The 12,626-nt window shown below is 47.2% G+C and carries 10 protein-coding genes; 1 reads left to right on the top strand and 9 read right to left on the bottom strand.

Going from position 1 to position 12,626, the window contains the following annotated elements:
- Window positions 1-6: 6 nt before the first annotated feature.
- Window positions 7-1,470, bottom strand: coding sequence for a betaine-aldehyde dehydrogenase (gene betB / locus ACJJIT_RS09390; protein WP_444900784.1), 1,464 nt, complete (start codon window positions 1,468-1,470; stop codon window positions 7-9).
- A gap of 1,187 nt (window positions 1,471-2,657) precedes the next feature.
- On the opposite strand from betB, the gene ACJJIT_RS09385 reads away from it, so the two are divergent.
- The gene (locus tag ACJJIT_RS09385; protein WP_444900783.1) at window positions 2,658-3,092 is read left to right on the top strand and encodes a phosphate-starvation-inducible PsiE family protein; all 435 of its coding nucleotides are present in this window, start codon (window positions 2,658-2,660) and stop codon (window positions 3,090-3,092) included.
- Between the two features lie 129 nt (window positions 3,093-3,221).
- On the opposite strand, the gene ACJJIT_RS09380 is transcribed toward ACJJIT_RS09385, so the two are convergent.
- From ACJJIT_RS09380 to ACJJIT_RS09345, 8 genes are all read right to left on the bottom strand, one after another.
- The gene (locus ACJJIT_RS09380) at window positions 3,222-4,265 is read right to left on the bottom strand and encodes a succinylglutamate desuccinylase/aspartoacylase family protein (RefSeq protein WP_444886166.1); all 1,044 of its coding nucleotides are present in this window, start codon (window positions 4,263-4,265) and stop codon (window positions 3,222-3,224) included.
- 11 nt (window positions 4,266-4,276) lie between these two features.
- Entirely contained in the window at window positions 4,277-5,188 is a 912-nt protein-coding gene (rimK, locus tag ACJJIT_RS09375) for a 30S ribosomal protein S6--L-glutamate ligase (RefSeq protein ID WP_444888929.1), read from the bottom strand.
- Between the two features lie 417 nt (window positions 5,189-5,605).
- A complete protein-coding gene (locus tag ACJJIT_RS09370) occupies window positions 5,606-7,033 on the bottom strand; it encodes a sodium/proline symporter (RefSeq protein ID WP_444900782.1) in 1,428 nt (475 codons plus the stop codon).
- 147 nt (window positions 7,034-7,180) lie between these two features.
- On the bottom strand, window positions 7,181-8,719 hold the full coding sequence (locus tag ACJJIT_RS09365) for a molybdopterin-dependent oxidoreductase (RefSeq protein ID WP_444900781.1): 1,539 nt from the start codon (window positions 8,717-8,719) through the stop codon (window positions 7,181-7,183).
- Window positions 8,720-8,793: 74 nt separating this feature from the next.
- Window positions 8,794-9,711, bottom strand: coding sequence for a TPR end-of-group domain-containing protein (locus ACJJIT_RS09360; protein WP_444886169.1), 918 nt, complete (start codon window positions 9,709-9,711; stop codon window positions 8,794-8,796).
- Window positions 9,696-11,126: an aspartate kinase gene (locus ACJJIT_RS09355; RefSeq protein ID WP_444900780.1), complete on the bottom strand. Its 1,431-nt coding sequence runs from the start codon at window positions 11,124-11,126 to the stop codon at window positions 9,696-9,698. Before ACJJIT_RS09355 ends, ACJJIT_RS09360 begins: the two co-directional genes overlap by 16 nt.
- Before the next feature lie 75 nt (window positions 11,127-11,201).
- Window positions 11,202-12,119 carry an ectoine hydroxylase gene (thpD, locus tag ACJJIT_RS09350; RefSeq protein WP_444900779.1) on the bottom strand — a complete coding sequence of 306 codons (918 nt, stop codon included), beginning with the start codon at window positions 12,117-12,119 and terminating at the stop codon, window positions 11,202-11,204.
- Between the two features lie 27 nt (window positions 12,120-12,146).
- Window positions 12,147-12,548: an ectoine synthase gene (locus ACJJIT_RS09345; RefSeq protein WP_444900778.1), complete on the bottom strand. Its 402-nt coding sequence runs from the start codon at window positions 12,546-12,548 to the stop codon at window positions 12,147-12,149.
- Window positions 12,549-12,626: the final 78 nt, after the last annotated feature.

Here is a 12,626-nt window from a genome sequence, read left to right as displayed (position 1 = left end):
TACCGCTTAAAATGGACTTTCCAGTGGTGCCAGGCCCACATACACCGCTTTTAGCTGGGTATAGTGGTTCAGGGTCGCAAGTCCATTTTCGCGTCCGATTCCGGATAACTTGTATCCGCCCACCGGCATTTCTGCCGGGGAAGCGCCGTAGGCATTGATCCAGCAGATACCCGCTTGCATCTGGTGGATCACGCGGTGGGCGCGAGTGATATCACGGGTAAATACGCCGGCGGCGAGGCCCAAACGGGTATCGTTAGCGCGGCGGATCACTTCGTCTTCATCATCAAAGACCAGTACCGACATTACCGGGCCGAAGATCTCTTCGCGGCAAATGGTCATATCGTCATGACAGTCGGTGAATACGGTGGGAGCAACGAAGTAACCGTTAGGTGAATTTTCTGGTGAAAGGGTGTGGCCGCCACAGAACAAGGTCGCGCCTTCCTCTTTCCCCTTGCTGATGTAGTCCATCACCAGTTGCTGGTGCTTGGCAGAAATCAGGGCGCCGAAGTTAGTGTCCGGATTCATCGGATCACCGGCAATAATATTTTGCTCAACACGCTCTTTCAGGCGAGCGAGGAACTGATCGTGGATGCTGCGGTGTACAAATACCCGGGTACCGTTGGTGCAGATTTCACCCTGGGTGTAGAAGTTGCCCAGCATGGCAGCAGAAACGGCTTGCTCCAGGTCGGCATCATCAAAGATCACCAGCGGGGACTTGCCTCCCAGCTCCATGGTGACTTCTTTCAGGTTGGAAGCCGCTGCGGCCATCACTTTCTTGCCGGTACCCACTTCGCCGGTAAAGGAAACCTTGGCGATATCCGGGTGGTTAGTCAGCCAGGCACCCACGGCGCCATCGCCCTGGATTACGTTGAAAACACCCGGGGGCATGCCCGCTTCAATAAAGATTTCAGCCAACTTCAGAGCGCCTTGGGGGGTCTCTTCGGAAGGTTTGAAGATCATGGCGTTACCGCAGGCCAGGGCCGGGGCGGCTTTCCAGCAAGCGATTTGTAAGGGGTAGTTCCAGGCACCGATTCCGGCGCAGATGCCCAGGGGCTCGCGGCGGGTGTAGTAGAAGTCCTCACCGACTTGCTGCTGATTGCCTTCAATGCCTGCAGCCAGGCCGGCAAAGAATTCGATAGAGTCAGCCCCAGTCACCACATCCACAACACTGGCTTCCTGCCAGGGCTTACCAGTATCGGCAACTTCGATAGCTGCCAGTTCGTCGTTGCGCTCGCGCAACAGTGCTACTGCTTTCAGCAGGATGCGACTGCGCTCGACCGGCATCATCGCTGACCACTGGGCAAAACCGCGCTTGGCGCTCTCGATGGTTTCTGCCAGTACCTTTTCGTCAGCAACCTCAACCTGATAGCTGACCTCGTTGGTCGCAGGGTTGAACACGTCAAAACAATCACCGCTTTCGTTTGCCAGGTAGCGGCCATCAACAAAGCTTTGTTTTTTTTCCAATGACATCTGTTTCTCCATACTGCTCTAACAGAGAGTCAATAGGTTGTTTCTAAGTCGATGAAGTAGGGTGGGCGGCCTGTTAGCCGCAAACTTTGAACCACTGGTCATCGTTGTATTTCATAACAATCACTAGGGGTCTCACCTGCCGGATTTCAGTGGCGAATATGATGGAACCCCTACGCCTTAGCACCTAAGTACCAAGCTTTATGACGCAAAATGTAACATATTATTAGTTTGAACTCTAATTGTTCGAATTCAATGCACTGCACAACGGGATAAATTGTGAGGTTGATTTTCCAGTATATGATCGACTTACAGGTGAGTCATACGCAGAAAATTGATTCATATAGCTTAAAAATCTCATTCGAACTCTATCAAAATCACAGATATGCGAGCGATCAAATATCAACCAGCACAGGAAATGGCTTGCAAAGGTATGAGAGTTAAGAGAGGGGTGGCCGGAACGAAAAATATAAAACTGGCAGAGCCTAACAGGGGGCGCAGGTAAGCGAGTAATGATTGCCTTTTGCTGCTAACTGGCCCCGTACTTTTTTGGCTGCAAGGGATATAAGCATTAGTTAATGAACGATAAGTGACCGCTTATCGGATGTTGGGTCAATTAGCCGCATATTGGTCGTTTACGAAATTGGTCAAAAAACGATCCTTTCGATATGTTGCACAAAATATAATCGTCGGTGCTAATAATTCAGTGAAAGTCGACAAGCCCCGGTTTATACGATCTTAACCCTCAACGGTAACTTCAGTCATACGGATAGCTTGATTAGGCCTTCACCAAGAAATAGCAAGAGTGGGCAAGATGCTTCTGCAATGTGAACCCAACAAAAGACTCTTTAGTGATTGGTGGGTACCAGCAACACTGCTCCAGTTTAGAAATTTTCAAGCTTAAAATGAGAAATGTCTTAAGTTATGAGTACGGGTCAATTGGATGGTAGCGAATTGTCGATGGAGGTGTTCACCCAAAGATAATACCAATTTGATTTTTTGTGCAGAATTTTTGCTTCCAACGCTGCCAGCTATAGCAACCAATTGGCATAGTTACGAAATAATTAAACGTCGTTATGCTAGTTAAGATTCGCTTGATGGTACCAAGCAAGCGTAGCCTAATGCCTGGCCGGTAGGGGGCTCGATTATACCCGCCTACCATTCTAAAATTAATTGTGTTGGCTACAAAAATGAAAAGCGAAAAAATAAAACAATACTTTGATAAAGCAGTTGACTTAGTTTTTGCTGTTATCCTTATGTTTATCATTATTGGAATTGCCATAGGTACGATACAATTATTCACTACGACATGGAAACTGTTAAATTTTGAAGGTATAACTGGGCATTACATAGGGATAATTACTGACGTTTTAACTCTTTATGTCTTGATCGAATTATCCCGCTCTCTAGTTGAGTATTTCAACACTCACAAGCTGAGACTAACTTTCATTGTTGACGCGGCAATTGTTTTTGTTTTGCGCGAAATACTTATCTCCCTATTTAAGCATGATGTTAAAGCTGAGATGCTTTATGCGTTCTCTGCTTTTATACTCGTGCTTGGAGTGCTTCGTATTTCCTCTATATTGGTTTATCAGCGTGAGAAACAGATGGTGGATGATCATTGAGATAGAAGAGCTTATATCTTGGATCAAGATCGTTAAGTAAACTCGATGTGAATAAGCCAAGAAGATATACGTACTCTTCTTGGCTTTACTTCAATGAAAGTCCAGGTATAAATTAAGAGATTGGGCAATCTACAGCAATGTACTTTCTGAGTACTCCAGTACGCTTTGGAAAACCTCTACCGATGCCGCAGCTTCCTTAATATCTTCAAAACGGGCTATGTGAAAGAGGGCGTCGCCGGCATTAACCAGTGGGATATTGGTCTTCCCAATGATGAGGCCTGAAAACTGAGATTTAACCTCATATTCTTTAGGTGTAAATAAATCTGATGGGTCAGAAATTATACCTAAGATATCCCCCTTGTTAACATGAGCTCCAAGTGGGGCTGTAGAGCGTAGCAGGCCACTTTCCGGTGCTCTCTCCCAGCTACTAGAACGAGCTACAAATGGTTCCGACTGTTTGCGGATATTTTTACCTGCCGCTAGCATAGATAACTTGCGCATTACGGACAAAATACCTCGAACGCCCGCGCTTATGGATAACTCATCAAATCGCAATGCCTCTCCTGCCTCATACAGCAATATTTTAACACCATGCTCTTTAGCTGCTTGACGCAAAGAGCCGTCACGCAAGTTTGAGTTAAGTATTACTGGAACAGAAAAAGCTTCTGCGAGAGTTTTTGTTTCCGGATCATCTAAGTCGGCTCGTACTTGCGGTAGGTTGGAGCGGTGTAATGCCCCAGTATGCAGATCAATACCGTAATCACATTGAGAAACAATCTCTTGCAAGAAGATGTGAGCAAGTCGAGCTGCGAGGGAGCCGCGTTTTGACCCGGGAAATGAACGATTTAGATCACGCCGATCAGGCAGGTATCGAGAGTGTTGTATAATCCCAAATACATTGACAACGGGAATAACAATTAAGGTTCCTCTTAAGCGTTTTATTGCACTTGTTCTGAGTAAGCGCCGTACAATTTCTACACCGTTAAGTTCATCTCCATGGATAGCCGCACTAATAAACAGCCGCGGCCCAGCTTTTTTGCCACACATCACCTGTACAGGAATGTTGATATCCGTATGGGTGTACAGTTTGGCAATAGGGAGGTCGATTACTCGAGACTCCCCAGGGAGTACAGTAACACCATTGATTGTTATTGGTTGGTTTGCTGTTGGCATTTTTATCAATATTATCCCTTACCGCGAGTCCTTGTTTTGTTGGGTCTTGCGTTATTTTCGATGAATTCGATAATCATCCCTGCAACATCTTTGTTAGTAGCCTCTTCAATACCCTTTAACCCCGGAGAGGAGTTTACCTCCATAATTAATGGTCCTCGACTTGAGCGAAGAAGGTCTACACCACACACATTTAGCCCCATGATACTCGCAGCCTTTACTGCGCTAGCTCTCTCAGCGGGAGACAGCTTAACAAGCTTGGCTGTTCCACCCCTGTGAAGGTTTGATCTAAATTCACCCTCTGGAGCTGTCCTCTGCATAGCAGCAATGACCTTGCCACCAACTACAAAGCAGCGTATATCACTACCACCAGCTTCCTCTATGAACTCTTGGATAAGAATATTACTTTTTACCCCCATGAAAGCCTGGATAACGCTCTCTGCTGCTTTTTTTGTCTCAGCGAGAACGACACCAATGCCCTGAGTGCCCTCCAGTACTTTGATGACCAGAGGAGCACCACCTACTTCTCTAATTAAGCCCTCTATATCATCCGGTGAGTTAGCGAAGGCGGTAATGGGAATCCCCACGCCTTTTCGCGATAAAAGCTGAATAGAGCGGAGTTTGTCTCGTGAGCGAGATATGGCGACAGACTCGTTAACACAGTAGGTTCCCATCATCTCAAATTGGCGAACAACTGAAGTGCCATAGAAAGTGACAGATGAACCAATCCGTGGAATCACCGCATCGAAATCACCAGGTATAAACTCTTTATTGCCATAGTGAATGGAGGGGTTTTCAGTTCCCATATCCATAAAACATCGAACATGATCAATCACTTGTGCTTCATGACCGCGCGCACTTGCTGCCTCAACCAGGCGTCGGGTAGAGTAAAGTTTTGGGTTTCTCGATAAGATCGCTATTTTCATATTTTTAAAATTACGCTTATGTGATCTGTTTGATGCAATGGATGTAGCTTTACTAAAAAAACAGACATCAACCACTTGGAGTCAACAGATTGTTATGTGGTTGAGACTCTCGAAAAACGGACCAATTTCCTTGCTTCTAGTCTTGGAGAGTTAGGTCAAGTTGCTCACTAAATTTAGTCTTCAGCAAATTGCTTGCTTGCAATAGTGAGCGCTGCCCGGCTTTATAACCGCTCTTTGAAGTTGTGTCTACTATAACGTTGGGGCAAGTCTCTTCTGGTGCATACAAGTACTAAGGTGGGCCTGCTTGAATGTATCCAGGTCACCCTTTTTCTTGTCGACACCCTTACACCTAAAATGGAGAAAAGCAGTTTGGAACTTCCAAAAAGCTCCAAAAAAAATTAGGTACAGAAAGTGCTGCTAGCTAGTGGGATGGTTCGACTCAGCTAAAGCCAGTGGCCGGGGAATAAGCTTTGCCAGATAAAAAACCATAAGTCCAACGATAATTCCAGGCAGCCCTTCATAGAGTATGCCCTGAAGCCCTAGCATTCGCCAGATAATCGCGGCCATAAATCCGGAGATAACTGCTGTTACAGAGATAGCTTGGGAGGGTCTCTCGCCAAGGCACAGCACCAATAATAGAGGACCAAATGCACTGGCAAGTCCGGACCAAGAGAATATCACCAAGCTGAAGACGCTTTGATTGTTAGTTAATGCTAGGGTTAGAGCCACAGCGGTGATGCACACAGTGGCGACCTTTAAAAGCCAGGTCTTTTCAATCTTATGTGGCAGTATGTCGTGGGTAATAGCTGCCGAACAGCTGAGAAGTAATGAGTCCGCAGTGGACATGGTTGCAGCAAAGATGCCAGCCAGGATCAGCCCAACTACGATTGGTGGCAGCAATTCTATGGCCATGGTCGGCAATGCTAGCTCAGCATCAAAGCTGCCGGAATCGGCGATGAAAACCCTGGATAGCAAGCCGACCCCTGTGGCCATGGAGTAAAAGAGAACAAACCACAGGTAGTACCAGCCCCGCGCCGTGCGCATTTTGCCGGGATCACTCAGAGTCATGAAGCGGACCATTATGTGGGGCTGGCCAATCACAGATAGCCCCGCAATCCCCCAACTGATGACAAAAATAACGAGCCCGCCCCAACCAGAAAAGGTCAGATCTTGGGGAAACCAGTTCGTAAATCCCTCGACGGCTTGCATTTGCCCCATTGCACTTGAGACACCTCCCAGGCTGGTAAGGGCTACGGCTAGAAGTGTGCCCATAGCGACGATCATAACAATCGACTGTGCAGCATCAGTCCAAATGGAAGCGCGTATGCCGCCGGCCAGGCAATAAAGACATACCAGCAACGCCCCAACCACAGCGCCAGACCAGAGAGGCCAGTCCAGTAGTACATGTAGCGCCTTACTGCCGGCAACCATCTGTGCTGATGCATAGGTGAGCAAGAATAGTAAAGATATGATACCTATAATCCGCTGTAGGGCAGAGTGATTTTGCCCATACCAATTGCTAAGCACGCCGGCATAGCTGACTTCACCACTTGAGTCAGTGGCAGTTCTTATTCTTTTGTGTACATAAAGTGAAGCAATAAAGTCACCAGCGATCCAGCCCACCATTAACCAGACAGAAGCGAACCCGGTCATGTAGGTATAACCAATAACCCCGATGAACATATAACCGCTATTGTTAGTCGCCACTGCCGACAGGCCCACTAACCAGGGGGGAACTCCACTGCTAGCCAGATAATAATCGGCCTTGGTGTTGCGACTAAAAAGCGCTGAGAATACACCTACCAGTACGAATAATAATAAAAACCCAACAAATGAATAAACCAATGATATTCCTTATTTCAGCAATTTTTGTTTTTATTTTTGAAACACAAATTTCGTGCGTATTTACGCTCTAGCTTTTGTTGTTTTATTTAACACATCAATTAGTTACATCATATAAACAATGTGCTCGGGATAAATTTGACCACCTCACTATTTTGTAGCCTCTTCAATATAAGTCGCCAAAGAATTAATCTGCTCTTTCGTCATCAAGTCATTGTATGCTGGCATAGCGCCAACGCCATTGGTAACAGCGTTTTTCACGCTTTCTGCATTGGGTTTCAATTCATTAAGGTTGGGACCAATAAGGCCTTCTGAGCCAGCATCCTTCAGGGTATGACAAGCTCCACAAGAAGGTTGAGACTCGAGATAGACTTGCTTTCCGGCTTGACCCTCTGCAGATAAAGAGACCGATTCGCGCTCTGGGGGGGTGCTTTCTTCTTTCACCATATGTTGATCGGTTGCTGCAACTTTCTCCTTGGGTAACTCACCCAACAGGTTTACCGTAAGTGCTGCATCCAGCCAGCCGTTGTGTGCATAGCCACGTTCGTTCTCTACACGTTCTTTAGGTTGGATATCCCCTTGGGTATCTGTGGCGCGCGAGACGATGGTGTGCGGGCCCTTTGGTAAATTCACGGTATAAGAAAAAACTCGCCAAGCGTTGGGGCCGAGGTCCAAATCCTCTAGCGCTGCATCCTGCCAGGTTTTGCCCATATCGAGCGAGACTTCTACTTTCTTCACGCCGCGTTCACCAGAAAGCGCAACACCGTAGAAAGTCACTTCCCCAGCTAGAGCTGGGGTATTGTCCGCACCCGGGCCATTTACCCAAGACTTTACAGGCATACGCCACATGCTTGGGTAGTCTGGGCCAGGGGGAGCGCCAATGGGTCTAAGGCGGTAACCCGTTTTTTGGATTTTGGCCTCGGATTCTTGCGGTGCGCAGATGAGAGTCTTAACGTACTTAATGTTGTTACAGCCGAAATAACCTGGAACGATGAGCCGTAAGGGGCCACCATGCAGTAGCGGTATTGGTGCGCCATTCATTTCCCAAGCCAATATAGTATCGTCCAATGCCTTCTTGATAGGGATTGATCGCTCTACGACCAGATCATTGCGCTCCATCTCCTCAGGAATGATCTCGCCTCCAGTGGCGGTCAAAAAGTTCATACCCGCATCCACACCGCCAAAATGATCGAACAGGGTTTTCAGCCGAACGCCTGTCCAGATAGCGCAGCCGGCTGCGCCAACTCCCCATTTAGAGCCTGCCGGTTCATGCTCGAAAAAAGCGCGGCCGTTGCCTGTACATTGAATAACTGCACCGACGGCATCTAAACCCAGCCCTTTCAGCTCTGCTACAGAGATAGCAGTGGGCTGCTTTACGCCTTTGACTTCAAGCATCCAGGTATCCGGTCGTTCAACAATCTGGGGGGAGGGCAATGGCAAATTGTTGCGCACAAAAAACCGGGCCTCAGGGGTGATAGCGCTCATGCCCATCAAAGACCGACGGGTTTCTATTGTCAGTGGGTTAACCCCATGAATAATGAAATTTTTGGGGTTAACTCCACTTGGCAATTTGGACGTTGATGGGGGAGTAAGAGCAACACTTGCAGAGGGGGCTAGTAAGGCGCCTGTAGCTGCGGTCATGGCTCTTAGAAAGCCACGGCGGCTTTCATCAAGGCTTGATTCACTCATGGCTTTATTGATCCGCGTATTGATACTTGAGCTCACATAGTCTTATAGCTTTAAAATGCCAAGGTGACAGCTTGCTAAGTATCTTTTTCGCGGCTATGTGGCGGCGGGGTTTGAGCAATAACCTTGTCTAGATCCTTGAAAACGTCACTTACCGCCAGTGGCTGTAAGGCATTGTCACTGAGAATTTCATCCCGATAACTTTCTCGCCTCTTAATGGCCTCAGCCAGATACCGTAGCGCTTCATCAAACTGCTCCATAGCCGTATAGGCACAAGCTAGCTGGTAGAAGGCATGGCTGTTATCTGGATCAATACCTAGGGCTTGCTGACAAAGATTTGCAGCCCATTGGGGCTCGTTCAACTCCAGCACTGCATCAGCTTTATATGTCAATGCTTCAACATCTTCATGACGAAGACGCAGAATCTCATCATAGATCGCGATTTTGTTGGCGATTGAGGATTCCTGCTGAGCACGTAGCCAGAGAGATTGTACTTCTTGAGTCAGCTCAATTTCCTCGCGATTCTCTTCAATGTGCTGGGTCTTTTGTTGTAATTGACTCTCTATGACCTCCAGACGTTTTTCATATTCTTGAACCAGCTTTGATATCTCCTCATCCGCTAGGGAGTGCACACGCTCTTTAATATCTTGTAGCGATCGCCAACCCACTAAGACCAATATGGAAGTGGCGGCGGCTATGAGGTAAAAGAAGTAGGTGACCGTATCGGTTGCATAAGCAACCGCTCGGTCCACGGAATTATGCTCCCGGTCGACAATCTGCTGGATCAACTCTTGTTTAGCTTTGGCTTGGTCGATACGCAACTGTTTGATTTCATCCAGCACATACCGCTCTATAAATGGTGTATAGAGCGGCTTCTGTAAAGATTCCACCTCTTTCTGCGCACTGTCTTCATTATCGGCTTCCGTTTCCTGGGAAACGGAAGCCGGGGAAAGCAAAAGAAAAGTCAAAAAACAGGTGTTTAGGAGGCGAGGCATATTGCGGTCCCATGATCATAAACCTCAACCAGTGCCTCATGAAGTGTTCTAATGGCAGTGTCATAATCTGGTTCACTAACAACAAACTGCATGTCCACATGCCGCATAGAGTGGTGCATGGCGAGTACTGAAATATCGTTGGAAGCCAGTGATTGAACCGCTTTTGCCAGCACGCCGGGGATTTGCATATCGCTCCCAATGGCGGAAACAATAGCCACTTTCCTTTGGTTCAATTCTGCTTCCGGGAAACGTTCTTCCAGAGATGCCTGTATACGCTTGATGGTTTTCAGATTAGTCGCCAAAAAGTGGGTTAGGGTATTGGCGTTGGTATTTTTAGACACAATATGCGCCTTGTACCTTTTAATTACCGTAAGCACTTCCCGATCATAATCGTGGATCGTGCCTGCCATATCCTGATCAAAAAGTTCCAGCGCATAGACACCTTTACAACCAGCAATAATCTCCACACAGGGCGAATCGCTCACATAGTCACGGGTGATTAATGTTCCGGAGTGCTCTGGCTCAAAGGTATTCTTTACCCGGAGGGGGATATTCTTCTGGCGTAAACCCTTTGCCGCCTTGGGATGAATTGCCTCCATACCCAGATTGGCCAGTTGATCGGCCACATCGTAATTTGTACGACCGATAGGCACAGCGTTATCTGGCCCAACTAAGCGAGGGTCCGCACTGCTCAAGTGGAACTCTTTGTGGATCACCGCCTCTTTGGCTCCTGTGAGTACGGCAAGGCGGCTAAAGGTCATTTCACTATAACCCCGGTCAAAGGAAATAAGCAGACCCTTATCGCTGTGGGCGTAACCAGTAACAATCGGTAACTGTTGATTCAAGTCGATGTTGGCGAAGGCATCACGAATGCGCTCATCCAGCGGTATGTGCTTACTGGTACGCCAGCCCGTTAGATCTACAAAGCACGCATTGACTCCATCCCGCTGCAGCAGTTTTGATGTATTCCAAGCGCTGTGTGCCTCGCCAAGGCTGGCAAGCATTTCTCTTACTGTTCCCAGGTGGGCATCTAGAGAGAAGTGGCCATGCTGGCAGAGACTTTGTAAGTCTCGAAGGCACTTTTTAGCCCCTTCCAAGCGCTCATCCAAGAAGAGGTTGGCCTCCTTGAGTAAGTCAGTGTCACCAAATAGACGATCGTTGATCTGTCGCAGTTGTGTGCGAAGCTCACCAAACTTCACCAGCCAGCTATCATCCTCAATACTGCTGGAAAAGAGGCCATAAATACCAGGCTGGCCACTCTTTTTATGCTCTAGAAGTAGATCGGTGATACCACCATAAGCTGAAACTACAAAAACACGATTGTAGAGCCTTTTGGAGTCACCTTTAATAATGTTGTCCCGGACAGATTCATAGTCCGACATTGAGGTGCCACCAATCTTTTCTATCGTATGCATTGTCTCTTACTGGTCCTTTCTTTCCCTTGATAACGGCGTATCCAATGGGTGAATGCCACTGGATTGAGTTTCATATCAGATAACAGAAATCGATTTCCTCGTGCAGATATGTTCTGGCCGTGGTGGGAGGCTACAAAATGGGTCTTCTACCTTATTGCTCAATGCATTAAAGACAAAAAACAAGTTGGATCTCGGGTATGGGCTAATATTGCTGCTGGAGCCGTGCATCAGGTTGCAATCAAATACGACTAAACTACCGGGTTTGCCTGTAACAGATTTTATGCCCCCTTCAGATACCAGCCTGCATAGATGATCATCTGATGGAATTCCGAGCTCTTGTTTTTTCAAAGAACTTAAATAATGCCCCTCAGGGGTTTCACCATCACAGCCGATGTAGTGGTGATGGGACTTCGGAATGAGCATTAATGGGCCGTTGTAATTTCGGCTCTCGGTTAAGATTACGGATACACTGAGTGCGCGCATTCGCGGCATTCCATCCTCGACATGCCAAGTTTCAAAGTCAGAATGCCAATAGAAATCCTTACCACGAAATCCAGGTTTATAGTTCGCCCGAGATTGATGGATATAAACCTCATCATCCAAAATATATCTTGCAATATTTGATATCCGGTTATCCCTTGAAAGCTTCCTGAATAGGCTGCTGCGTTCATGAATTCGAAATATCGAGCGCACCTCTTCACTTTCTAACTCCGTAATGAGTTCATCAGAGCTGCGGAGGTCATTGTCTTCTTTGAGGGTTTCCAGCTCTTTTTGAAAGACCTGAACCTCCCTCTCAGAAAATACATTTTCAAGAACGATATATCCCTGCTGCCTATAGGCGTCCACCTGCTCAAGATCCAGCGGGGGAGGGGGATTGGGTCCACCATAAACAACTGGATCTCTACGCCGTGTTACTCGACCTGCGACTCCTCGTTTTCTAGAGGGGTACATATCATTTCTGAGCGAATGGATGCGTTCTAGCAGGTACTTCATTTCAGCTGCTGCCCTGTAATTGACTACCTATTCAATGGGGTCGGCTTCTAGTTCATATGCGCCCTCAGAATTGTGTACCTCCTTTCCATTTAAAGGAGGGTTAAACACACAGGCCATGGTCATTTCTTCAAATGCCCTCAAAGTGTGCCGATCATGTTTGTCGAGGACATAGATGGTTCCAGGCTCGATAGGGTGCTTTTTCCCATCATCCATCGTCTCCACCTCTCCTCTCCCGGAAACGCAGTAAACTGCTTCCAGGTGGTTTTGATAGTGCATTTGGAAGTCAGCACCGGTGTATATGGTGGTGATGTGGAAGGAAAAACCAACGCCATCATCCTTTAAAAGTAGGCGTGTACTCTCCCAATTGCCATCCGGCGAGACAATTCTTCGGTTTGTTTTTTTGGCTTCTTGTAGATTTCTAACAATCATGAATATTCCGTTATGTTGTATGTGTAACTATATAGCCTGGTTATCAGCAGGCTTAGCTTTCCAGCTGGATCATTGAGT

Source organism: Microbulbifer mixtoriginis (SeqCode), assembly GCF_052467515.1.
The sequence above is the reverse complement of the archived record's forward strand: the minus strand, read 5'-3'. Positions and strand labels throughout refer to the sequence as shown.